The 25157-nt window shown below is 45.1% G+C and carries 14 protein-coding genes and 1 pseudogene; all 15 read left to right on the top strand.

Annotated features, from left to right (window positions below; all coding sequences use genetic code 11):
- Positions 1-82 precede the first annotated feature (82 nt).
- On the top strand, positions 83-2122 hold the full coding sequence (locus L0U88_RS03580) for a right-handed parallel beta-helix repeat-containing protein (protein ID WP_234864237.1): 2040 nt from the start codon (positions 83-85) through the stop codon (positions 2120-2122).
- A gap of 201 nt (positions 2123-2323) precedes the next feature.
- Entirely contained in the window at positions 2324-4210 is a 1887-nt protein-coding gene (locus tag L0U88_RS03575) for an alpha,alpha-trehalase (protein WP_234864236.1), read from the top strand.
- 79 nt (positions 4211-4289) lie between these two features.
- Complete coding sequence (locus tag L0U88_RS03570; protein WP_234864235.1) at positions 4290-5159, top strand: hypothetical protein; 870 nt, start codon at positions 4290-4292, stop codon at positions 5157-5159.
- Between the two features lie 21 nt (positions 5160-5180).
- Positions 5181-6224, top strand: a pseudogene (locus L0U88_RS03565) (MGH1-like glycoside hydrolase domain-containing protein); the annotation flags it as partial.
- Positions 6225-6284: 60 nt separating this feature from the next.
- The gene (locus L0U88_RS03560; protein WP_234864233.1) at positions 6285-7247 is read left to right on the top strand and encodes an alpha/beta hydrolase; all 963 of its coding nucleotides are present in this window, start codon (positions 6285-6287) and stop codon (positions 7245-7247) included.
- Between the two features lie 176 nt (positions 7248-7423).
- Entirely contained in the window at positions 7424-8779 is a 1356-nt protein-coding gene (locus tag L0U88_RS03555; protein WP_234864232.1) for a serine hydrolase domain-containing protein, read from the top strand.
- Positions 8780-8968: 189 nt separating this feature from the next.
- Positions 8969-11368, top strand: a complete 2400-nt coding sequence (locus tag L0U88_RS03550; protein WP_234864231.1) for a glycoside hydrolase family 95 protein — start codon at positions 8969-8971, stop codon at positions 11366-11368.
- Between the two features lie 5 nt (positions 11369-11373).
- Entirely contained in the window at positions 11374-12756 is a 1383-nt protein-coding gene (locus L0U88_RS03545; RefSeq protein ID WP_234864230.1) for an alpha-L-fucosidase, read from the top strand.
- An 80-nt stretch (positions 12757-12836) separates the two neighbouring features.
- The gene (locus tag L0U88_RS03540; RefSeq protein ID WP_234864229.1) at positions 12837-13454 is read left to right on the top strand and encodes an RNA polymerase sigma factor; all 618 of its coding nucleotides are present in this window, start codon (positions 12837-12839) and stop codon (positions 13452-13454) included.
- 147 nt (positions 13455-13601) lie between these two features.
- Positions 13602-14846, top strand: a complete 1245-nt coding sequence (locus tag L0U88_RS03535) for an MFS transporter (protein ID WP_234864228.1) — start codon at positions 13602-13604, stop codon at positions 14844-14846.
- Positions 14847-14946: 100 nt separating this feature from the next.
- Positions 14947-16071: a FecR family protein gene (locus tag L0U88_RS03530; RefSeq protein WP_234864227.1), complete on the top strand. Its 1125-nt coding sequence runs from the start codon at positions 14947-14949 to the stop codon at positions 16069-16071.
- 156 nt (positions 16072-16227) lie between these two features.
- Positions 16228-19686, top strand: coding sequence for a SusC/RagA family TonB-linked outer membrane protein (locus tag L0U88_RS03525; protein WP_234864226.1), 3459 nt, complete (start codon positions 16228-16230; stop codon positions 19684-19686).
- 103 nt (positions 19687-19789) lie between these two features.
- On the top strand, positions 19790-21238 hold the full coding sequence (locus tag L0U88_RS03520; RefSeq protein WP_255722957.1) for a SusD/RagB family nutrient-binding outer membrane lipoprotein: 1449 nt from the start codon (positions 19790-19792) through the stop codon (positions 21236-21238).
- A 291-nt stretch (positions 21239-21529) separates the two neighbouring features.
- The gene (locus L0U88_RS03515; RefSeq protein WP_234864224.1) at positions 21530-23419 is read left to right on the top strand and encodes an FAD-dependent oxidoreductase; all 1890 of its coding nucleotides are present in this window, start codon (positions 21530-21532) and stop codon (positions 23417-23419) included.
- Between the two features lie 115 nt (positions 23420-23534).
- On the top strand, positions 23535-25157 hold the full coding sequence (locus L0U88_RS03510) for a hypothetical protein (RefSeq protein WP_234864223.1): 1623 nt from the start codon (positions 23535-23537) through the stop codon (positions 25155-25157).

Here is a 25157-nt window from a genome sequence, read left to right as displayed (position 1 = left end):
TTTAGTAGTGTTCACTGAATAATCAAGGCATTCTAGCAGGAGGTGATAAACTTATCTACTTACTTCCAAATAAAAGTTTTATATGAGAAAAATATTTTCTTGTTTGTTTTTTCTATTAATGGTCAACCATTTTGTTTTAGCTCGCAATTTTTACTTTTCTGAAACGGGTAATGACCGGTCCAATGGAAAAAGTCCCCGGTCAGCCTGGCGAAGCTTGCAGCGGCTCACAGGCTTACGACTGCAATCCGGTGATACCCTATTCTTTGAAAGGGGATCGGTATTCGAAGGAGGCATTAACCTGCATCAATCCGGAGAAATGGGAAAACCAATCGTCATCACAGCTTATGGCACCGGTGAGGCCCCGGTCTTTACTGGGTCGGTACCTGCAACCAACCTGAATACGGTTGGTAATAACCGTTATGAAACAAAGCTTGATAGGGAAGTGTTCGACCTGTTCGTGAATGGCTTGAGGTATACCCATGCGCGTTATCCCAATAGCGGATTCCTGAAAGTTGACAAAGGTTATGGTAAGGACTCCATCGCTTCGGCTGCCCTTCAGGAGCCTGATGGGTATTGGGATGGGGCGCTGCTTCGGATTAGAACCATAGATTGGGTATATGAGACAAGGATGGTTGCCCGCTATGAGAAAGGCTTGCTGATACAAGGACCGCAGAACAGGTACCAGATCGAAAAGAGTTTCCAGGATAGAACGAAAGGTGGTCGGTTACCGCTCTATAATTTCCAGAAGGGGTATGGTTTCTTCCTCGAAGGATTACCTTCCATGGTGGATACTGCTTTTGAATGGAGCTGGCAGGATGGAAAGCTTTTGGTGCAGTTCCCTGAGGGTCTAACTGCGGCTGGTATGGATATTCAGGCAGTGGTACATCCCTACGGTGTATGGTTAAATGAAGGTGTAAAGCATGTGGTAGTAGAAGGGATCCATTTCAGGCAATATGAGAAAGCGGGCGTTGGCGGGGCCTGGAAACTTTCCCATGTTACAATAAAGGACAATCGCTTTCATCAGATCCATGGTGTTGGGGTATTGATGGATAGTGCTTCTTCCAATTGTTCAGTCAGCAGGAATCAGTTTGTTGATATCCTTGGCCGGGGAATATCCGCGCTGGAACCGATGGGTCTTCAGGTGGAAGGGAATACCTTGTCGAGGATCGGTTTATCGCGGGGGCATGGCTGGACTGGCGTGAATGGTGCTTCGGGTATTCTCATTCACAATGTGGAGAGGAGGATCCAGACCGATACCAGTTTTGCCCATCATAATACAGTAAGGTATAATCGTGTAGATAGTTGTGGCTATAATGGGGTAAGGGTGGATGGTCACCACAACCTGGTTGAATACAATGTCATAGACCATTGTAGCCTGACCCTAAATGATGGAGCGAACCTCTATTGTTTTGCCGCAGGGCCGGGGGTAACCCATAATAGTATTTTCAGGAACAATATTGTACGGTACAGTGTTGGTGACAGCCAGGCTACACCTGATAATCCCAACCTGGCATTTGGGATCTACCTCGATAACAACTCATCTGAAATGCTGGTGGAAGGCAATACCGTTATAGCAACAGGCGCTTCCGGTATCGTTAACAATGATGCTTCCTTCAATAATACCATACGCAACAATACCATATTCGATTGCAAGGAGGGACTAGGAATGGCCGAGTGGGCGAACCTCGGTAAGATCTATGGTATGGTGGTAGATAATAACCTGGTAGTGGGGTTATCGCCTCAGCAGAAATTATTCAGTTTAACTAACTGGATCGGTCCTTATTTAAAGCCTGGAATATTCAGCAATAATCAATATGTTAACCTTACATCCACCCAGGGTTTTTATTACACAACTAAACAATTTCCTGCACCCACACGACTAGATCTTTCATTCGAACAGTGGCAGTCAATTATGGATAACGATAAGGGAAGTACTGCAATTACTTTTGGAACAGAGTGGTCAAAAGGGATGGCACCCAAAATTCTTGTTAATGATTCGGGATATCCGAAATCATTTTTACTTACCGGGGAACATTATTCTATTAAAGGTGAGCCATTGCAGGAAAAAGTGGTTATTGACCCTTTTAGCTCACTTGTACTGTTTAAAAATAAAAAAAACTAATCGCGTTTTCGAAAGCAATGGCAATGCCAGAATAGTATAATAGGATGCTCAAATACAGGAATTCAGAACTTGTTAAATAGTAGAAATTTGATTTAGCGAGCAGTAGTTAATACTTACCGAGCCTTCCATTCCTGGAGGGCTTTCCTTTCCTTTCATTTCAAAGTTCAAATTATGAATGAGATCACAAGTAAACACTTTTTTTTGTCAAGATTTGTTAGCATTCTGGTGATATTATTCCTTATTGATTACGCTGATGCTTTTGCGCAGCAAAACTCTCTGCATCCCTATCGCCAACTGCAGACACAACTAGCTTCCGGATGGAATACCTGGAATACTAAAAGTGTCCTGAGTCATGTGAAGTTGCCTGAGGGATTAGCTGTTAACATTGGATTTAAGAACAATGTAATATCGGGTAACAGATACCTGCAGGAATCTTATATTTCAGAAAAAGATCCAAGACCTGAACAGATTGTACCCGGTCATCATGCATATGATGGCAGTTATACAGAATGCACTGTTTTATGGGAAGGAGCAGAATCAAAAGTGGAAACGGCCCATGATGGGAATGGGATGGTGATACTTGTAACTCCTGTAAGGACACCTCAGTACAAACATCACCTGGTGATTGAAGTTGGAATGTTGTGGAATATGAAGGGCGTGGTGCAACATGCTGGTAAAGGAATCGTGGCCAAAGTGGAAAATCAATCATGGCAGATTCAATCCTCCGCACCAACTATTGAGGATCATTTGCCATTAAGCAGTCCTTATTTAGCTTTTTATCACGATAAGCCGATTGGGGTGAGTGTGGGAAAGCCCCGCACACTTGATCAGATCAGGGCATTGGTATTAAAGCAGCGCCTTGCTTTTGAATCTGGCCTGGCCAAATTCGGAAACCTGAAGGAGACTTACCTGGCACAGCAATCTGTGCTGGCCTGGAACATGATCTATGATAAGCAGCGTAATGCTGTAATAGCCCCTGTCAGTAGGGTCTGGAACAGTTTTTTTGGCGGGCACTACGTATTGTTTGACTGGGATACCTATTTATCCGGTATGATGGCTGGTTTTGATAACAAGGCTCTTGCCTATGCTAATGTGGTGGAAGTAACCAAAACCGTTGACCAATGGGGGATGGTACCCAATTATGTATCAGCCCATAGGTATGGTTCTCCCGACCGTTCACAGCCTCCTGTGGGAAGTATGGCGGTGTATGAGTTGTACCAGAAGTATAAGGATAAATGGTTGCTGGAGTTGACCTTTGACCAATTGCTGAAATGGAACCGTTGGTGGCCTAAGAATCGTGATACGGATGGATTCCTTTGTTGGGGAACCAATGCGATTCCCCCTGATGATGCGGCCCATAGTTGGCAGGGAGCGGCCTATGAATCCGGACTTGATAATTCCCCCATGTACGATAAGGTTCCTTTCAATAAACAGAACAGCCAGATGGCCCTGGCGGATGTTGGGTTGATGGGTTTGTTCATTGCTGATTGCAAGTACCTGGCAGCCATTGCCAGGGAATTAAACAAGACCGCAGAGGTGAGGGAATTGGAGGCCCGTGCCGGCAAATACCAGGCAGCGCTGCAAAAACTGTGGAACAATGATTTCGGGCTATTCCTGAATAAGCGTACCGATACTGGTGAATGGTCCTATCGCTTATCACCAACCCTGTTCTTTCCATTGATTGCCGGAGCAGCAACAGAAGAGCAAGCCAGGCGAATGATCAATGAACATCTTTTGAATGAACAGGAATTCTGGGGTGAATGGGTGTTGCCATCCATTGCCCGAAATGATGCAGCATTTAAGGACCAGGACTACTGGAGAGGAAGAATCTGGGCACCCTTGAATTTTCTTGTTTACCAGGGATTGAAAAAATATCCCTTCAAAGAAGTGGCGCATTCTCTTGCTGAAAAATCAAATGCATTATTATTGAAGAACTGGCAGGAATCGAAAGGTGTATTTGAAAATTACCATGCCTCAGGGATAGGAAGATTGCCAGAAGAGGTCCAAGTCAGGAGCGATAATTTTTACCATTGGGGCGCTTTGCTTGGCTATATGTACCTGCTGGAAAATGAAGTGACTGGATTTTAATGTTATTTCAAAAGATGGCTGATTCCAGAGATATTATGCAATGCCAATTAACTTAAAAAGGTCCATTAATTCAGTTGCTATGAAAAGAGCTTTATATGCTTTTTATACTTTTTTATTAGCAATGTGTTCACCGGGGTCAAACGCGCAGGTGGACAGCCTTTCACTTTTGCGTTATGATATAGTGGATATTAACCACCCCCAATACATCGCCCTTCAAAAGAAATTGGCGCAAGGTTGGAATACCTGGAATAACCACTCCATGTTGAGCCAGGTTTTGCTTCCTCAGGGATTGTCAGTAAGCCTTGGTTTGAAGGACAGGAGATTGTTTGGGGAGCATGTCAGGGAGTTTTACCCAATGGAGAATGAAACGCCCGATGTGGTCATTAGGCCTGGTAAGCTACGTTCCTTTGATGGGAAGTATACCGATGTGGAAGTTGAATGGAAGGGTATCCATTTCAGGGTTGAAAGTGCTGTAGACGGGAATGATATGGTTTGGCTGATCACTCCTATAGTCATGCCCAGGATCAGGCCCCATATCACCATTGAAGCCGGGATGCTATGGCAGCGATCAGGCAATATTGCCTATGGGAAAGATAAGCTGCTTGTGAAATGTGGGGGGATGCAACTGGAGGTTGGCACTACTGAACCCATCACCAGGGACCTTCTGGTTAATCTGGCTACTCCCTACCTTATTTTTCAATTGAACAATGAGCAAGTTGGGGTCTATGTGGGCAGGAAAAGATCCCTTGCTGATATCCGTGAGTTGGTTTGTGCGAATAGGGCAAGTGTTGAGAAGGAAGCAACTCCATTTGGCGAACTCAGGGCTTCTTTCCAAGCTACCCAGGCCATACTGGGCTGGAGTACCATTTATGAGCCCATGTATAGCAGGGTGGTAACTCCGGGAGCGGGCCGATGGTGGAACAAGCGCTTCAATAATTACGTACTTTGAGGTTGGGATTTTACTGCTTACAATTTCCTGCCCTTCCACAAGCAATTGGCCTATGCCAACCTGGTCGAGATCATTCGCCATAAGACGCCGGAAGGTTTCTTTCCCAACTATGCTATGGGTTATGGTATAGCTTCCCGCGATCGCTCCCAGCCACCGGTATATAGTTGGGTAGCAAAGGAACTTTATAGCAAGTACAAGGAAAGATGGCTGCTGGAGATTGTATTTCCTCATTTATTGGATAATAACCGGTGGTGGCATCATAACAGATCGTATGAGGGCTTCCTTTGTTGGGGATCAAGTCCCATTATCATGGATTGGGATGCACATACCAAAAAGGCAGCAATGTTTGAGTCCGGCCTTGATAACTCACCAATGTTCGATGATGTGCCGTTTGATACCTCCAGGCATATCATGATGCAGGGCGATGTGGGGTTGATGTCGCTCTATATCCGGGATTGTGAAGCCCTCGCCACCATCGCGGAATGGTTAGGGAAAAGTGATATAAAAACTGAATTGGCCGGCAGGGCTGCAACCTATAAAGCTAAGCTGGCTACCATGTGGGATGAAAAGACCGGCCTTTACCTGAACTGGCGTTTGGATACCCGCTGTTTTAACCCCAGGATATCCCCAACTAATTTCTATCCCTTGCTGGTGGGTATTCCTGATGCGGGAAAGGCTGCCCGGATGGTGAAGGAACACTTGTTGAATCCCAATGAATTTTATGGGCAATGGATGCTGCCTTCCATCGCAAGGAATGATCCGGCTTACAAGGACCAGAGTTATTGGCGGGGAAGGATCTGGCCTCCTATGAATATGTTCGTGTATATGGGGCTAAAGAACTATGGCTTTAATGAAGAAGCAAGGGTATTGGCTGGGAAATCCAACCAGTTATTGCTAAAGGAATATCTGAAAGGCAATTGGATAAGGGAGAATTTTCATGCTGACCATGGGGATGGTACACCCTGCACCAATAAATGTTTCGGCGGCAGCGATTGTTACTATACCTGGGGGACCCTAATGGCTATTCCAATGATGATGGAAAAAGGAATATTCCAGAAGCAATAGGACTGTGTTTTTGGTAATGGTCAACTAAAGCTGATGATAAATGGTATCTATTCAAGTCAAATGAATAAGCGATGTCAAGGACCGTTTTGGTCCTGCCAACTTTCATGGAAGGCTGGTGTAGTAGGGTTGCTGTTTTGCTTTGTTGGGAACCTGGTGTTCGGGCAGGGGGAGATTGCCATTTGGCCTTCAAGACCTCCCTATAGCAAAGACAGTGATACGCTGCAGGAGACAGATGTTCCTGGCCCACTATTTACCAGCAAAAAGAATATACGTGTTCCATCCATCACTGTTTTCATGCCTGCGGAACCCAATGGCACTTCTATCCTGATTTGTCCTGGTGGCGCCTATGGCTTTCTTGCCTGGGACATTGAAGGGACAAAAGTGGCGGAATGGCTCAGTAAGGAAGGGGTAACGGCATTTGTCTTAAAATACAGGCTTCCTGATGCAAGGTATATGGAAGAGCCACACAAAGTTCCTTTGATAGATGCGTTACAGGCAATCAGAGTCATCCGCTATCGAGCAAAGGAATGGAAATTGGATCCGCAACGGATTGGTATCATGGGGTTTAGTGCAGGGGGACATTTGGCGGCTTCTGTTTCCACTCACTATGAGGATTTCGACAAGGGTAAGTACGCCAATTCCGGCAAACCCGATTTTGCCGTGTTGGTCTATCCCGTTATCACTACAGATTCAATGGGACATCCGGGTAGTATCCGAAACCTGCTGGGAAACAAGCCTTCAAAGCAAATGCACAATTATTTTTCCCTGGATAAACAGGTGACCGCTATGACACCGGCGACTATCCTCTTCCATCCACTAAACGACCAAACGGTCCCGGTTGAAGGCAGCCTGAGGTATTTTAATGCCCTGAAGGCAAACAAGGTGGATGCGGCCATGCATATTTTACATGACGGGGGACATGATTTTGGGGTGGCGCAACAACTAGGAACCGGTACATATTTGCGTTGGAAAGAATTGCTCCTGGATTGGATGGCCAGCCAATCCCTGGTTTCGTATCATTAAGTTCCTCCAGGGTTTTATGGGTGATATAAAAAAGCTCCATGTGCGTGTTTTATGCCAGTTGAGTATAAAATATTGCTAGGATAGTAGAACCGATCTGCCAGCTAATCCGGCATTTTTGGAAACTGAAACCTAAAATAAATATAGAATTTCCTGGGTATTAAGGTAAATAGCTTGTCATGAAAAAAACTGTATACAGGACCATGGGGCTGCATTTGGTGACTTATCGTTATCCTGAATGGATTGGCGGCTCCTTAAAGGCTGTTGGCTTTGCTTTTCTTGTTTTACTCCAACAGGTGGTTTACGGCCAATCTTTCCCGCCGCCCCAGGAATTTAAGTTAGCTATTTCTCCTTCAAAGGCGGGTTTTAACGCTGAAAGATTGGCAAGGCTGGATGCATGGTTCCAGGCATTTATCGATTCAGGTAAGGCACCCAATGCAGTGGCATTTGTTGCCAGGAAGGGGCAGGTCGTTTACCATAAATCGTTTGGTTTTTCCAACAGGGAAGGAGGGAATCCCTGTAAAACTGATGCGATCTTCAGGATCGCTTCGCAAACAAAGGCTATTGCCACGGTGGCACTGATGACCTTCTATGAAGAAGGCAAGTTCCTGCTGGATGACCCCATTAGTAAGTATATCCCTGCATTCCTTAACCCGGTTGTGCTTGTTCGTTATGATACAGCCCATCCGGAGACCGGTCCTTATGAAACAAGGCCTGCCCGGTCACCTGTCACCATCAGGCAGTTGCTATCCCATACTGCCGGAATACCATATGGTCATCCGCTGGAGAATCGCCCGGAATTTTCCATCCCTTACCTGAATTCCATGAAGCCTGACAGGCTGGAAGAGGTGATCAATAAGCTGGCGAAAAGGCCACTCATTGCTGATCCTGGTGAAGGGTTTGTGTATGGACTGAATACCGATGTGATCGGCAGGCTGATTGAAGTGATATCAGGCCAACCACTCGACAAAGTGATCCATGACAGGGTGTTAAAGCCCCTGGGGATGAAAGACAGTTATTTTTACCTGCCTGGTGAAAAGCATTCAAGGCTAGTAGAACTGTATAGCAAGGAAAGGGCGGAAGACAAGCTGGTGCGGCATAAGAACGATACCTTCCGCCTGTATCCGGTGGCCGGGGCACAGACTTACCTTTCTGCTGGTGCGGGCATGGTTAGTACCGCAGAAGACTATGCGCGGTTCTGCCAGATGCTCCTCAATGGCGGCTCCTTCAATAACCAAAGGGTACTTTCCCGGAAAACCATTGAACTGATGCTGCGCAACCAGATAGGGGCAGCCGAAGTTTGGGACCGTAAGGATAAATTCGGTCTGGGCTTCCAGTTGATCACCGAAGGCAGTCATTATGCAGACCAGGCCAGTCCCGGTTCTTTTACCTGGGGTGGTGCTTATTGCAGTGAATACACGATCGACCCAAAAGAAGACCTGATACTTCTGGTATTTACCAACGTTCATCCTTATGCGCATTATGGGGAATTTGTCAGGAAGTTTCGGATGTTGGTTTACCAGGCACTTTTGTAAAATTCATACTGATGGGTAAGGATGTTATAAAGGTATACTGACTACAGAATATGCCTTTGGGGGTAAATAAGGATGAAGGATTATGATCCTTCGCTTTTCATCAGGGTGTTTATGGAATTGCTTTAGTTAGGACTCGTTATTCAGAATACAACAACCATTATTAAATATTTTGGAGCTGAATCAATGCTTATGATCAAGCCAATTTATTCCTTCTGCAAGGCTGCTGCGGCTGCCCTTTGCTTCTTTGTATTTGGTGGCATTGCTGTGAAAGGACAGGAAGCCGGAACCGGACTCAGGTTGTGGTACAAGAAGCCGGCCAGGGACTGGAATGAAGCCCTTCCTGTAGGTAATGGTCGCATGGGTGCCATGGTATTTGGTGATGCGGTAAGGGAACGTATCCAGCTGAATGAAGAAAGCCTTTGGGCCGGAAGCAAAGTAGAGGCAGATGCTGATGGTGCGGAATGGTTACCAAATATCAGGAAGAAACTATTGGAAGGGGATATCAGGTCTGCTATGGAGCTGTCCGAGAAAGGCTTGAAAAGTGACCCGCTTCGTATCCGTTCTTACCAGCCTGTGGGCGATATCTATATTGATTTTTTTAAGAATACCCGCAGCCTGCCGGAGCTAAGTGAATACCGCCGGGAACTTGATCTCGGGACCGGTATTGCCAGGACGGAGTACAGTTATGCCGGTATCCGGTTGACCAGGGAAGTGTTTGCATCGGCCGTTGATAATATAATCGTGGTGAGGCTGTCTTCCAGTGTACCCGGTAAATTGACCTTCCGCCTCTCTTTGAATAGGGAACAGGATGCCTCTGTTGTCCCTTCCGCCAAAGATGAATTATTGATGCAGGGCCAAGTCCTTGACCTGCCAGCTGTTGAGTCTGGCCCGGCGGGTCCGCACATGAAATTTGCCGCCAGGGTTTGGGGCATGAATAAGGGTGGCAGTCTCCAGGCCATCAACAATTCGATCTTTGTTGAAGGGGCGGATGAAGCGGTGTTCTACCTGACTGCTGCGACCGATTATAATTTTGAGGCGCTCAATTACGACAGGAGTATAGACCCGGCCAGGCAGTGTGCGGCCATCCTTGAAAAGGCAAGGCAACGGGATTATGCATCCATTAAGCAGGATCATATCAGGGAGCATAGCGCCATCTTTAACCGTTTGTCGCTCTCCTTAGGTCAGGAGGATAAGGATACTATACCTACTGATCTCCGGCTGAAGGCTGTGAAGGAAGGCAAGGAAGACAAGGGGCTGGCGGTACTGCAGTTCCAGTATGGAAGGTATCTTTTGATGGGGTCCTCCCGTAAGCCAGGTGTATTGCCGGCCAACCTCCAGGGTATCTGGAACAAGGATATGGAGGCAGCGTGGAATTCCGATTTCCATACCAATATCAACTTGCAAATGAATTACTGGCCGGCGGATAACTGTAACCTTTCAGAACTTTTCCAGCCCTTCACGAACCTCACCAACAAATTGCGCGGTCCGGGCAGGATAACCGCCAGCAAAACCTTTCAGTCGAAGGGCTGGACAGTGAACCATCTTACGGATGTCTTTGGCCGGACCGCTATTGCCGATGGTGTGGGTTGGGGTACTTTCCCAATGGGTGGCCCCTGGATGGCGCTGCAGGTATGGGACCATTACCTGTTTACCAGGGACAGGCAATACCTCGAACAGGAAGCCTGGCCCATTATCAAAGAGTCGGCCGAATTTGTCCTTGGTTTCCTGGTGAAGGATAAGAATGGCCAATGGGTTACAGCACCTTCCAATTCCCCGGAGAATACCTACAGGTTGCCTAACGGTGAGCAATACATGCTTACTTATGGGGCGACCATGGATATCCAGATCATTACTGCACTGGTGGATGCCTGTCTGGAGGCTGGTAAGCTGCTGGGTGAGGACAAGGTCCTGCTGGCTCAATGGGAAAAGGTGAGGAAGGAGTTGCCCCCGGTACGGGTGAGTAAGCGATATGGCACTATCCAGGAATGGATAGAGGACTACGAAGAAGTGGAACCCGGGCATCGGCATATTTCACATCTGTTTGGTTTGTACCCTGCGGCGCAGATCACTCCCGAACAGCCCGAGCTGTTCGAGGCGGCACGTAAGACCATTGAAAGGCGCCACCAGTTTGCAGAGAAGGGGCAAGGCTTTTACACAGGTTGGAGTAAGGCCTGGTCGGTGAACATGTATGCGCGCCTGTTGGATGGGGATGCGGCCTGGAAGAATATCCTCGATATGCAACGTTACCTCACCCTTCCCAATTTGTTTGATAACCATCCTCCATTCCAGATCGATGGCAATTTTGGTTTCACTGCCGGTGTGGCGGAGATGTTGCTGCAATCGCATAATGGCCTACATTTCCTGCCAGCCCTGCCTAATGCCTGGAAGGAGGGGGATGTGAAAGGCTTAAAAGCGAGGGGGAATATCCTGGTGGATATAAGCTGGCAGGATGGCCAATTACAAGAAGTGAAGCTGGTATCACCTATCTCCCAGAAGGTTAGAATAAAGTATGGGAATTTGAATAAAACGGTTGTTTTAAAAGAAGGGAAACCCTTTTCATTGAATCAACATCTTTTGAAAAAAAAATAATAGATATGCAAAGAAAGGACTTAATTTATAAGGTAGTTCTGTGTTTTGCACTTTTAATTGTGAATCACCTAGAACTCAGTGCCCAGCAAATGCCGGCTGCTTACAAAACGCAATATGATAAAGTAATGCAGCGAACGGCATGGTGGCGTGAAGCAAGGTTTGGCATGTTCATTCACTTTGGAGCCTATGCCGTACCCGGAAGAGGGGAGTGGGTAAAATCTAATGAACGGCTTACTACTGAACAATATCAACCCTTTGTGGATGCTTTTAAGCCAACTGATTATAATCCACGGGCCTGGGCAAAGTTAGCAAAGGCTGCCGGAATGAAATATGCTGTACTGACAGCAAAGCATCATGATGGCTTCAGTCTATTTGATTCAAAGCTTTCAGATTATACTATATCAAAATACTGGGGAGGCAGAGATCTGGTGAGGGAGTTTCTGGATGCTTTTCGTGCGGAAGGATTGAGAGTTGGATTGTATTATTCAATAATTGACTGGCATCATCCGGATTATCCAAATGTTGGCAACCATCCGCAGCGTAACGACAGTCTCAATGGTTTGAGAAAAGTGAATTGGGATAATTATCTGAAGTATATGCATGGGCAGGTAGAAGAACTGATCACCAGCTATGGTAAGCTCGATATCATGTGGTTTGATTATTCATTTGATGAGTACAGCGGTGAAAAATGGAAAGCGAGAGAATTGGTAGAGCTGGTGCGCAGGCATCAGCCGGATATCATCCTTGATAACAGGCTTGAAATTCATGAAGGTTCTTCATCTTTAAAGAGATCGATATCAATGCTGGGAGATTTTGAAACACCTGAGCAAGGTGTGCCGGATGATCCTATTTTGGACAAGTACGGGAATCAGGTACCCTGGGAAACTTGTCTTACGCTAAATAATGTATGGGGATTTAGTGCATTTGATCATAATTGGAAGTCGCCGGAATTAATTATTCATACTCTGATCAATTGTGTGAGTAAAAATGGCAATCTGTTGCTGAATGTGGGGCCAGATGCGAGGGGTGATATTCCTGAGGAAAGCGTAAGGATTCTGGAAGAAGTAGGTCAGTGGATGCAGAAGAACGGAGAAAGTATTTATGGCGCAGGTGCAGCTATATTGCCAAAGCCTGATTGGGGAAGATATACTCAAAAAGGCAAACGAATATTTGCGCATTGGATGTACCCTCATGTGGGCATGATTTCGGCAAAGGGACTTGACATTAAAAAAGTGAATTCTATATATTTATTGGCAAACGCAACACAATTGCCTTTCTTCGGAACCTGGTGGGGAAACAGGGAGGCTGGTAATTGTTTTATTCAAATGGGGCAACATCCTGATAAACCTTTTAAATTCAGTACAGTGGCAGACATACACTTGAAATAAACATAGAAATTGTAGTGGGTTGAATGATGCCAAAACTATTAAATAAGATGTCAAGATAGTTTAATAATAATATTCCGAATTTGTTCAACTTAGTAGGAATCGTAGAAGGTTGTATGCTTGCCATCAAAGGAACATATGATGATCAGTGGCTTTGGGATCAATTCCGTTGCGGAAATGTTGAAGCATTCGGAATGATTACCCGACTGCATTTTCAATCCCTGTTCAATTACGGAACGCGCTTCTCCCGTGATGAAGAGCTTGTAAAAGATTGTATTCAGGATCTGTTCCTCGAACTTTGGAAGAACAAGAAAGGTATAGGGCCTACTGGTTCAATTAAATTTTATTTGTTCAAATCTATACGACGAAAGTTATTCAGGGAGATTAGAAAAAGCAGGCCCTTTCTTGAACTAACAGGTATTCCCTTTGATGCCGGTTTTTTTTCCGTGGTACCTGTACAAGAAACTATTGAGGAACAGGAACAAATCACTCAAAAGATTGGTTTAGTTAGGAATATTATCGGGAAACTATCTAAACGTCAACAGGAGATCATTTACCTGAGGTATTACCTTGAAGCTGACCTTGACCAAATCGCCGAGATTATGACACTGAAAAGGCAATCGGTTTATAACCTGCTACAGGATGCATTTAATCAATTCCGTAAAAATGCCGGAAAGGAATCTTTTCCCTTTCTGTTATAGAGCAAATTTCTTTTTAGCTTCCTTTCCGAAATACAGTAGATTTCAATACTTCCTTTCTTTATTAGGTGTTGTTGATATTTTACGCCATGGAATGAATCCAAATCATCGTTGCTGTAAGAATGGCAAAAATCAAATCTTCCAAAATCAATGAGTGAATTTACATCGAGCAAGGATGCGAATCTCCGTCAATTATTTAGTATCCCCGTGCTGGTAGCGGCATTGGGTTATTTCGTAGACATTTATGACCTACTGTTGTTTGGGATCGTCCGACTGCCCAGCCTTAGAGATATGGGGCTGGATGAATCTGCCGCTTCAGCAACCGGTGCCAGTATCTTGAACTGGCAGATGACAGGACTTTTATTAGGCGGGATGATTTGGGGGGTGTTAGGTGATAAAAAAGGGAGGCTTTCTGTAATGTTTGGGTCCATCCTAACCTACTCCCTTGCCAATATAGCCTGTGGTCTGGTTAAGGATCCTTTTACCTACAAAGTTTTGCGGTTCATTGCCGGCATTGGCCTTGCAGGTGAACTGGGGGCTGGTATTACCCTTGTAGCAGAGGTCCTTCCTAAAAAACTCAGGGCCCTGGGTACCTCTCTGGTGGCGGGTATTGGCCTTTTAGGCGCTGTGGTGGCATATTTCACAGTGGAATGGTTCGCCTGGCGAACTGCTTATTTTATTGGTGGGGGGATGGGTATTTCTTTGCTCTTGCTACGTGTTGGGGTGTTTGAATCCGGTGTTTTTGAAGGGGTGAAAGAGAAGGAAAATGTGAAACGGGGTGATTTTTTCTCGATTTTCAAGCGCAGGGAAAGGCTCTTCCGGTATTTAAAATGTGTGGGCATGGGAATGCCTACCTGGTTTGTCATAGGGATCCTGGCAACCTTTAGTAATGAGTTTGGGAAAGCATTGGGGATTAACGAGCCGGTAAGCCCTGGTTTGTCCATTATGTGGTGTTATGTTGGGTTGTCGTTTGGTGACCTGGCGAGCGGTGTTATAAGTCACCAGTTGCAATCGAGGAAGAAAGCAGTTCTATATATGATGTTGTTTACACTGCTTTTTTCCCTCGTGTACCTTTTTGCAGGAATAAGGAGTCTGGGGCTGTTCTATGCCATTACCCTCTTCATGGGGCTGGGGATTGGTTACTGGGCTATGTTTGTCACCATTGGTGCCGAGCAGTTTGGAACTAACCTGAGGGCTACTGCCGCCACTACCATCCCCAACATGGTAAGGGGAACAGTGGTGTTCATGACCACTGGTTTTGCGTACTTCAAAACCTTCTTTCAGGTGCCCATCGCAGGTGCCGCAGTGGGAGCCATCTGTTTTGCCATCGGGCTTTTGTCTGTTCTGACCATATCGGAAACCCATGGGCGTGACCTGGATTTTTTAGAAGAATAGGTGGTGCTGGGGGAAATTGAGAAAAAATCTTTCCCGCGACCAGTAGATTTTCAAGTTTAATGCCTGTCTATAAGGACAGGTTTTTTGTGCACATTATCTTATGACAGAAAAAGAAATAAATCAGTTGGCCTCCCTTGTGTTCGATCCCTCCTTCCGGGCCTGGCTAATGGGTAAGGAAGAGGCGGATAATGTCCGTTGGGAGCAATGGCTGAATGAGGCCCCCGGCCACAAGGATCTGGTGGATTGGGCCAAGGCACTTGTCTATTCATTGGCAGTGGATCATCATACACTTAGTGAGGAGGAATTGGATTTGCAGGTCAGGAATTTACTTCAGAGGGCTTCCCGGAACAAAGGGATGTTGTATGTAGTGGGAAAGGAGCAAAAGCGATTCAGCCAGTTTAGGGTTGGTTGGATAATGGCAGCGGCCGCCATGTTTGTGCTGTTTATAGGGCTGTATTTTTTCATTAATCGGGTGCATGTTAATCCTGGGGAGCTGGCTGGGGAACGGGATCATGTAGGAGTCAGGGCTTCCAGTGTGGTGATGGAACAGGTCAATGATTCCGATACGGTTCACCAGTTTTACCTGGCAGATGGTAGTTTGGTGAAGCTCTATCCCGGAAGCAGGCTACAATACAGGCAGAACTCCATCGAACAAAAGCGGGAAGTATTCCTGACTGGCCAGGCCTTTTTTGAAGTGAAGAAAAATGCCCAACGCCCATTTTATGTCAACACCAGGAATATTGTCACCGTGGTATTGGGAACGAGCTTTTATGTCAAAGCATTTGATAAGGACACAAAGTCAGTGGTGTCGGTAGTGTCTGGTAAAGTATCAGTGTTTAAAACCCCTGATCGGAAGAAGCCTGCGGCCAATTCAGGGAAGCTACAGGGCACCATCCTTACACCCAACCAGCAGGTGGAGTTTGATGTGCAGTCCAATGAACTGAAGAAGATGGTAGTGCAAAGCCCCTGCATTTTACCACAGGCCAATAACCTGTCCTTTGAATTTTCCGGGACTCGGATAAAGGAAGTGTTTCAGAAGTTAGAATCAGCCTATGGTGTTCAAATAGTGTACGATGAAGAGGTTTTGGCTGGCTGTACCTTATCGGCCTCCCTTGGGAATGAAGCTTTTTTTGATAAACTAAAGATTATCTGCATGGCTATCAACGCCTCTTATGAGGTGATGGATGGAAGTGTTGTGATCTCATCAACCGGTTGCAAAAACTAAAACGATTGCCTATGACATAAATAAACTACCACCATCGCAACAAAAAAGCTGACAATGTTGGAGCATTATCAGCTTCTAAGGACCCGCTAAGGAAATTACCACATCGCCAATGCGGGCTGTTTTGATGTAATTGTTAAACCAAAACTCTTGCAATTTATGAAAAAATTACTGACAAGGTCAGTAGTACTTGCCATTATGAAATTTTCAGTATTACCAGCAATACTATTGTCTATATCGATACTGACTCATGCTCATACAAGTATGGGACAGGAGGTTCTTAATAAAAAAGTCTCGATCGATTTTTATCAAGCGGAAATAAGGACTTGTTTACATGAGATTGAAAAGCAGGCAGCGGTAAAGTTTGTTTATAGTCCTGAGTTAATCAGGTCAAATAGGAAAGTAACTATCAAATCCCTCAATAAGGAGTTGGCAAGGGTTTTGGAAGAGTTACTGTTTCCCCTTGACCTGAAGTATGAATTGGTCAATAATTATATAGTGCTTAGCCGGAAAAGTTCCGTTGGGGAGACTCTTGTTATTGAAGGCCTTTCCGGATTAAATAATGATGAACAGCAGCGGGTTATAAAGGGGAAGGTTGTATCAGAGAATGGTCAGCCTATGGAAGGTGTTAGTATACTTGAAAAAAACACCAGCAATGGAACGGTGACAGACCAGGGGGGCGCCTTTTCAATTGGATTGCTAAAGGAAAATGGTGTTTTGGTTTTCAGCTATATTGGTTACCAAATACAAGAGGTCGCAATTACAGGAAATAATATTTTAACTATCCAGATGCAACCGGAAGTTGCCGTTTCGGATTCTGTAATAGTAACTGCTTTCGGAATCAGGAAGAGTTCGAAATCACTAACCTATTCAGCTCAAAAGGTTGATGGTAAACTTTTGAATTCAGTAGGTAATCCTAATGTGCTCAACTCTCTCCAGGGAAAAGCTGCCGGTGTTTCTGTACGATTGAGTAGTGGTATGCCAGGAAGGGCTCCTCAAATCAATATCCGTGGGGCACGTTCCATGACAGGCAATAATCAACCGCTTTTTGTTGTAGATGGCCTACCGGTATCTGGTGGAGAAAGGGCGCTTGATTTTAACCCTGCCGACATTGAGAATATGGATATCCTCAAGGGACCGGCCGCATCTGCCCTATATGGGTTAAGGGCTGCTAACGGTGTTATCGTAATTACGACCAAGAGCGGTAAAAATGCCCAAAAAAGTCCGAGGATAATATTTGATAATTCTAGTTCCTTTGATAAAGTTAGTGTGATTCCTGATTTGCAAAATGAATATGCCCAGGGCCAGAATGATGAGTTTAACCAAAATGCCATCTTTGCATGGGGCAGCAGGATTGATAAGATAGGCAGCTATACAAACCTTTTGGGAGAGACGGAGGAAGCAAGGGCCTATGATAATGCAAGAGATTTTTACGAAACAGGTACAACTATCAATAATAACCTGGAGCTATCACAGGGAATAAGTATAGGAAATTATTCCTTTTCGATAGGGAATACCAGCCAGAGTGGTATCATTAAAGGCACCAACTTACAAAGGAATAGCCTCAGATTCAGTGGAAACTTTGAACCTTTTTCTAAATTCAAGTTGGGTATTTCGGTAAACTATACTGATTCCAGGACTGATGATTTCCCTGATAACCAGGGTAACGGTAATTTGTTCCGTGGGGTAATAGAAACACCTCCATCGTATAATTTAGCTGGTAAGCCTTATGCGAGGAGTGACAATCCCAATGCGCAGATTTTTTATCGTACCAGCCAGAACAATCCATACTGGGTTGTAGAGAATAACTATCGGAAATTGTATGTGAACCGCCTCTTTGGAAATATTTTAACCGAATACAGGATTTTGCCTGATTTTAAGCTGACCTATCGATTGGGTATAGATTATTTCAGTAACACGAGGAATACCTTTGAAGACCTGGGTACGGCACCAGCTGGTTTTACAAGTTTTACAGGTACACCTGCAGGAGGTTTTATAGAAATCCTGAACACCAAACAGGAGCAAGTTAATTCCAACCTTTTTCTTACTTATGATAAGCGAAAAGGTGATTTTACCTACAATTTTATAGTTGGTAACGAAATTTATGATATTCAAACCCGGAATGAATTATCACAAGGATTTGACCTTATTTCTCCTGACCTGTTCAACCTGAGCAATGCCAGTAGGATCCAGGCGTCTAATTCTTTATTTCGGCAAAGGGTTGTTGGTTTTTATGGTAATGCATCAGTCGGTTGGAAGAACAGGTTGTTCCTTACTGCCAGTGGCAGAAATGACCTGGTGTCAAACATGCCATCAAATAATAGGTCTTTCTTTTATCCCTCCCTGGGGTTGAGTTATGTTTTTACAGAATCTTTTCCTGCTTTGGGTAATGTGATCAACTTTGGAAAATTGAGAGTCAATTGGGCTGAAGTGGGGCAAGCAGGGCCTTTATATGTTAATAATGTCGGTTATTCTGCTTTCAATAGTCGTGGCGGGTTATTCCAATTCCCGTTTAATGGCGTGGTTGGATTTGTTCCTTCCCAGACTACCATCAGCAAGGACCTCATGCCTGAAAATACTTCCAGTTATGAACTCGGGTTTGATCTGAGGTTCTTCAATGACCGTATTGGACTTGACTATACCTATTTTCGAAGTGTATCCGATGGTCAAATTGTATCGGTTCCATTAACTCCTTCTTCAGGGGCAGCACAGGAAGTTCGCAATGCTGGCAGGATGAGTTCATATGGACATGAGGTGACCCTTCGTATAACACCAATCAGGAATCGATCATTCAATTGGGATTTTACTACCAACTTTACTTCCAATCGAACCTATGTGGATGAATTATCGGATGGGTTGACCAGGATTGTCCTTGCCCAGTATGGTACTGGTCTTCCAGCAGTTGTTGCCCAGCCTGGATACCAATACGGTTCATTATTGGGCCTTGGTTATTTAAGGGATCCATCAAGTGGACAAATAGTTGTTAATTCCGCCTCAAATGTCCCCACAAGTGGCATGCCCCTGTTATCTCAATCTCCCATGATATTGGGTACGAGTAATCCGGATTTTGAGGTGAATTTCCTCAACTCTTTCAGGTACAAGTCTCTCACATTTGGCTTTCAGCTAGACTGGAGGCAGGGTGGGGTTGTTTATATGCATGATCTCGTGGAGGCTCGTTTCAGGGGTGTGGCAGGTGAAACAAGGGACAGGGATGTTCCGGTTGTTTTGCCTGGTAAGAAAGGAAGGTTGGTGAATGGTTCCCTGTTTATTGATGGTGATAACGATATTTCTATTTTTAGGAAGAATACCTACTATAGTGGTGCAGTATTGATGGGTAATATTGAGGCCCAGCTTAATGATGCATCTTTCGTAAGGTTGAGAGAGATCAATCTGTCCTATAGCCTTCCCCAAAGCAGTCTGCTGAAAAGGCTGCGTATTAAGAATGCTGATCTTTATTTTATGGGAAGAAACCTGTTCCTTAATACAAAGGCGTTTACCGATCCAGAGGGAAATTTCACAAACATGAGTGGACAGAGTACAGGCAATGCAAATGGAATATTAGTAACCCAAACTCCCCAGACAAAAAGTTTTGGAGGAGGGTTGAGAATTACTTGGTAATAAAGTATTAAAGAAAAATTTCCAGTTTCTTCCTGTAATGCTAAAATTTATTTTCAGAAAATAGTCAGCCCATTTAAGAATTGGGCAATTAAAAAATAATTGTATGAAAAGGCTAAGTATTTTTTTCATCCTTTTGGGTACATTGTTGTCTTCTTGCAGTAAGGAGAAGTTAGACGCTATTGACCAAAATCCTAATCAGTTGATTAACACCCCTGTAAACACCTTGTTGCCTTCTGCCATAATGGGAACCATGCATTCCGTATTTGGTAACAACAACAACAGTGCGGTAGCGTTTGGGGCAGGTGTGGTAGCAGAGCAGTTTGCATTCACTGGTACGGGAAGTATCATCGGCCTGAATTTTTATGCAACCCCTTCCTGGGAGAATGCTTATGTAGCATTACGCACTTCAACTGAACTTGAGCAAAGAGCAATTGCCTCTGGCCAATGGGGCTATGCAGGTATTGCAAATTTTCTTAGTGCACTTTGTGTAATGAACCTGGCCGATCTGTTCGGGGACGTGCCTTTTAACGAAGCATTTGATCCAACTCAGAACATTCAACCTGCTTTTGATAATGACGAAGATTTGTACAAAAGGGTTGAAGTATTGCTGGATTCTGCTATTTCAAGATTTGACCGGGCAACATCTGCTGTCACCAGGCCTTCTAAGGACGATCTCGTATTTAATGGTAATATGACGCTGTGGAAAAAATCTGCATGGGCATTAAAGGCTCGTCTTTTTATGAGACTTAGCAATACGGATAAGCAAGGCTTTGCAACAAAGGCATTGGCGGCGGTCCAGAATAGTTTTGGTGCGGGAGAGGCAATGAATCTAACGTTCTTTACGGATGATAATTTTAATGGTAATCCGGTTTCAATTGGTTATATTCTTCAGTCTGCAGTTGGTGTTTCTGAAAATTTGGTAAATACTATGAAGTATTTTCTGAATCCCGGTGAAGAGGTTAATGGTGATCCCAGGTCCAGGATTTGGTTTACACTTATAGGTGGGAAAGTTGTGCCGGCTCCCTGCGGAAAAGCGGTTACTGATATTTCCATCAATGGAACAACCTACTCTAAGCCTGCTTTCATGAGGGAAAGACGTGCGCCATTACCCGTTCTGACCTTTGTGGAATTAAAATTTATAGCTGCTGAGGCGCACCTGCTCCTTGGTAACAATGAAAAGGCTAATGAAGAATATGAACTAGCAGTTAGGAGCGCACTGAGTCAGGCTTCCCTGTTTTCTCCTACCGCTGTATTGAGCCAGACTGAGATTAATGATTATTTAAGCAGGTCAAAAGTTTTCCCTGGAGCAAGTAGCCTTACTGTTAAAGATATTGTTTTGCAGAAATATATCTTCTATTTCCAGTTTCAACACGTGGAAGCCTATAATGAGTTTCGTAGGACTGGCTTGTTGGCTGTCACAGATCCATTAGGTCATGCGTTTAGGTTTCCTTATCCCCAGAATGAGGTCAGCAGGAACGCCAATGCACCTCAGGGTATCAATGACCAAACCATTTATTCTTCTGTCAACCGCTTGTTTTGGGCTGAGCTTTAAATTTTAGACAAGCCAAAATTGCTTTTTGGTCCCTAATCAATCATCCGGCATTCCGCTTTTTCAGGTTTTCGCAAAATAAGGAAGTGCTGTAATGAGTTGGTTTTTAAATGCCATTTTTCTACTAAACAATGCCAAAAAAATAAAATCTTCCTGCTTGGCTTTATTATAGTTTTAGATCCATGCCTGGATGGGGGAATTCTATCCTGCTTTTAGGTGTGGGACAAAGATCATGGGTTAGAATGGTTACCAGTGGCAGGAAAATTATGTATTAAAAAGGATAAAATCAGTACCATGTTCAAAAGGATACAGTTGTTACTGCTTGGTTTGTTGTCTTTTTTTTCGTACGGATTTTCCCAGCAGACCGCTGACCTGGTAGTATATGGGGGAACTCCCGGTGGTATCGCATCTGCTGTGCAGGCTGCAAGAGGTGGGGTTAAGGTTATTTTGGTGGAAGAGCAATACCAGGTAGGGGGCATGCTTACCGGTGGGCTTGCCTATATTGATTTCAGGACATTTGAAGCCGTTCAGGGTTTTTTCAGGGAATATATGAATGGTGTACACCAATACTATTCCACCCGATATGGCGCCAATAGTAAGCAGGTGGCTGATTCCTACCATGGCTTACAGGCTGAACCTCATGTGGCATTATATGTTTTTGACAGTTTGTTGCGAAGTGCAGGTGTAAGGGTGTTTACGAATTTTCGGTTACAGAAAGCCCATGTACGTCCGGTAGGTGGGAAACCGACCCTGTATGCTGCTGATTTCAAAAACACCAAAGGTCCGCAGTCAATGCTTTTGCAGGCCAAAGTATTCATTGATGCCACTTACGAAGGTGACCTGATGGCCGCCGCGGGGTGTAGTTATCGGTTAGGCCGGGAAAGCCGTGAAACTTATGGCGAAATTTTTGCTGGAAAGGTTTTTGTTAAGGACGGCCGTATCCTACTGGGTTCAACCGGCGAAGGTGACAGGGCTATACAGGGATATAATTTCCGTGTTTGTATGACCGATAGTGCAGAAAACGGGTTGCCCATTCCTAAACCTGAGAATTATGACCGTAGTATTTACCTGCCTTTGTTAAGAGCCATTCAAAGCGGTCAGATTACAGCCGTAAGTGATCAGATACTGAAGTTACGATCCATACCCAACCGCAAGTATGATGTTAATGACAAGCATCTTGCCAATTCAATTAGTCTGGCGCGCCCTGGTTGGAGCTGGGACTGGCCTGAAGGCAATGAATCTAAGCGGAAGGAAATCTTCAAACGTCATCTGGAATATACGCTAGGCTTCTTTTTCTTCCTTCAAAATGATGAAGCTATTCCTGAAAAGATCCGAAACGAAGCCAAAACACTTTGGTTGCCTAAAGATGAGTTTGAGGAGAACAATCATTTCACACCTTCCATTTACGTTAGGGAAGGAAGGCGGCTGTCAGGTGTAATGACCTTTATCGAGAAGGATTGCCAGCAGGCGCCTAATACGGTAAGGGGGTATTTACGCAAAGATGCAGTAGCGGTGGGTGATTATGGCCTTAATTCACATGGATGCGATGAACCGTCACGATATCATCCCGGCATCAGGGATGGTGCTTTTTCCTATGCCACCAGTAATTTGCCCTACCAGATACCCTATGGTGTAATGGTGCCTGAAAAGATGGAGGGATTGCTTGTTCCAGTGGCCCTTTCTTCCTCTCATGTGGGTTTTTCTGCGCTACGCTATGAAGTGATTTGGACTTCATTGGGACAGGCTGCCGGCATCGCAGCCGTTACATCCGTTAAGCAAAGAACAGCCCTTCGCCGGGTGGCTGTGGAAGGTATCCAGCAGCAGCTTCATGCAGCTGGTGGTATCACTGTTTATTTTTCTGATGTAAAACCTTCAGACCCATGGTTTCGGGTGTTCCAGTATTTCGGCACACTGGGATATTTCCATGATGTGCCACAATGGGGCTCAGTGCCTTTTGAAGACCATTTGAAATTTATCGGTGACCATCAATACACTCCTGCTTTTCCCTATCACGCAGCCATGCCATTGGAAAAAGTGGATGAAAGGTTGGCGAGAATGTGGCTGGAAAAGGCTGGACAACAAAACCATCCTGTGTTGAGCCAAAAATATTCTGGCATGACCAGGGCAGCATTTCTAACCGAACTCTATAAACTGGTTTATCGTGAACCTTATTCGATTAATTAAAGTATCCCTGCTTGCTCGCTTTTTGGGTATAACTATTTTTTGCCTACAGGTGAAGAGCCAGCTGTTGGCTCAGCACAACCTTCCGATGATTTCCGATATGGTGCACCATAATCCCATGGAGCCATGGTTCGTGAGCCGGTTTAATTGTGCCGATTCGCTAAAAGAATGGGGGTACCGGGCGCAGATACCACGCATCTATGCTGCCTGTGCAGTGACCTGGGACAAACATCGTCCACGCACTTTCCCCAAAGGTAGTAAAGAGCGTTTTTGGGTAGATAGTTTGGCTGCGAAATACGATACGATCATTACGGCGGCCAAGAAGCAAGGATTGGAGGTCTATCCCTTCACCGATTTTCTGGTGCTTCCCGAGAACCTGGTGAAAAAATATGCCGTGGAGTTGGGTGTGGCCACTATGCACTCCGGTTCGCTGGAAGATTCGCTTACCCAGGGAAGGATCATTCCTGACCTCAGTAAGCCTTTTACGCAAAAATTGATCCGTGAGTGCATTGCGGAAATATTTGATCGATTTCCCCAAATTGATGGACTGACCACACGCACAGGTGAAATATACCTTCAGGATTGTCCGCACCATACCGGTGGCAACCTAATACAGGGGCGGCTGGAAAATCACATTATTCTTGCTAACCTGCTAAGGGATGAAGTATGTGTGAAGCGGGGTAAAAAAGTACTTTACCGTACCTGGGACTTCGGGTTACTGCACACCAATGAAGAGAATTTTCTTCGCCTGAGCGCTGCCCTGGAACCCCATCCACTGTTCATCTTTTCCATCAAGCATCAGAAGGGTGACTATCATCGTAACACGGTATTTAATCCCACCATTAACAAGGGGAAACACCGCTTTCAGGTGGAAGTTCAGTGCCAGATGGAAGCTTACGGCAAAGGGGCCCATCCCTACTATGTTGCAAATGGTGTAATTGAAGGATGGGAGGAATACCGATATCTGCAACCAGATTATCCATACAAAGGACTACGAAGCTTATCCGGTTCTCCCAGGTTTGTGGGGGTGTGGACCTGGTCGCGGGGTGGCGGCTGGCGCGGCCCCTATATCGGTAACGAATTGTGGCCTGCACTGAATGCATATGTGATTAGCCATTGGGCACAGGACACCACCCGCAGTGAGGAAAGCCTTTTCAATGAATTTGCTCATCGCTATCTGGGCCTGGATAGAAAGAATACTGAAATCTTCAGGCGCCTGGCTATGCTGAGTGCGGAAGGTGTGCTGAAAGGACAATTGTCGCAATACTACCCTGCTTTGAATCACTGGTGGACTAGAGATGAATTCCTGGGTGGAATACAACAATTGGAAAAGGATTTTTCCTATATCATCGGCAATGGGCTGGTCGCTAAAGTTTTAGCTGAGAAAAGGGAAGCTTCCGCCATCTGGCAGCAGATAGAGGCGTTGGCCCGACAGCTTGAAATGCCTTCTCGGGAACAGGCTGAATTCATTATGACAACAGCCACCTATGGTCGTGTCAAATACGCCATTATCGAGCAGGCATGGATAGTAATGCTGAAAGGGATGCAGGGGGATAGGTCTGGCAGGTATGAAATTGCCGCAATACGGGGGGCAATCGATCAATACGATTTCTTATGGAATGAGTGGAACAACCTTAAGGCTATGAATGCTGACTGCCCTACCCTGTATGTTGATGAATATTTTATGGGTGATGTGCCGGGAATGGGTGCTTCTATTGATAAGTACAGAAATCTAAGGTAG

The sequence above is a fragment of the Flavihumibacter fluminis genome (assembly GCF_021491375.1).
Lineage (GTDB): Bacteria > Bacteroidota > Bacteroidia > Chitinophagales > Chitinophagaceae > Flavihumibacter > Flavihumibacter fluminis.
This window is presented reverse-complemented; position numbering and strand designations above follow the sequence as displayed.

Bases quoted from the DNA above. Each gene is read 5' to 3' on its own strand.
- L0U88_RS03570 (WP_234864235.1), top strand. From the start codon at position 4,290: ATGAAAAGAGCTTTATATGCTTTTTATACTTTTTTATTAGCAATGTGT.
- L0U88_RS03520 (WP_255722957.1), top strand. From the start codon at position 19,790: ATGAAAAGGCTAAGTATTTTTTTCATCCTTTTGGGTACATTGTTGTCT.
- L0U88_RS03550 (WP_234864231.1), top strand. From the start codon at position 8,969: ATGATCAAGCCAATTTATTCCTTCTGCAAGGCTGCTGCGGCTGCCCTT.
- L0U88_RS03560 (WP_234864233.1), top strand. From the start codon at position 6,285: ATGAATAAGCGATGTCAAGGACCGTTTTGGTCCTGCCAACTTTCATGG.
- L0U88_RS03545 (WP_234864230.1), top strand. From the start codon at position 11,374: ATGCAAAGAAAGGACTTAATTTATAAGGTAGTTCTGTGTTTTGCACTT.
- L0U88_RS03535 (WP_234864228.1), top strand. From the start codon at position 13,602: ATGAGTGAATTTACATCGAGCAAGGATGCGAATCTCCGTCAATTATTT.
- L0U88_RS03525 (WP_234864226.1), top strand. From the start codon at position 16,228: ATGAAAAAATTACTGACAAGGTCAGTAGTACTTGCCATTATGAAATTT.
- L0U88_RS03580 (WP_234864237.1), top strand. From the start codon at position 83: ATGAGAAAAATATTTTCTTGTTTGTTTTTTCTATTAATGGTCAACCAT.
- L0U88_RS03530 (WP_234864227.1), top strand. From the start codon at position 14,947: ATGACAGAAAAAGAAATAAATCAGTTGGCCTCCCTTGTGTTCGATCCC.
- L0U88_RS03510 (WP_234864223.1), top strand. From the start codon at position 23,535: ATGGAGCCATGGTTCGTGAGCCGGTTTAATTGTGCCGATTCGCTAAAA.
- L0U88_RS03515 (WP_234864224.1), top strand. From the start codon at position 21,530: ATGTTCAAAAGGATACAGTTGTTACTGCTTGGTTTGTTGTCTTTTTTT.
- L0U88_RS03555 (WP_234864232.1), top strand. From the start codon at position 7,424: ATGAAAAAAACTGTATACAGGACCATGGGGCTGCATTTGGTGACTTAT.